This window comes from Paenibacillus sp. MER 180 (genome assembly GCF_023713665.1).
Lineage (GTDB): Bacteria > Bacillota > Bacilli > Paenibacillales > Paenibacillaceae > Paenibacillus_B > Paenibacillus_B suaedae.
In genome coordinates this window covers 1-217 of record NZ_JAMAVT010000126.1, presented here as the reverse complement: position 1 = coordinate 217, position 217 = coordinate 1, and the positions used below count along the sequence as shown (strand labels likewise).

At 56.2% G+C, this 217-nt stretch carries 1 protein-coding gene; it reads left to right on the top strand.

Annotated elements, in window-relative coordinates:
- The coding region (locus M3661_RS30165) for a hypothetical protein (protein WP_251491419.1) at positions 1 to 217 on the top strand (217 nt) is incomplete at both ends.

Sequence of the window (217 nt, the reverse complement as noted above, 5' to 3'; positions counted from 1 at the left end):
CGGAGCATGTGAGCCAAGGGGCAATAACAGCGGAGCATGTGAGTCAAGGGGCAATAAGCTCGGAGCACGTGAGCCAAGGAGCGATAAGCTCGGAGCATGTGAGTCAAGGGGCAATAACAGCGGAGCATGTGAGTCAAGGGGCAATAAGCTCGGAGCACGTGAGCCAAGGAGCGATAAGCTCGGAGCATGTGAGTCAAGGGGCAATAACAGCGGAGCA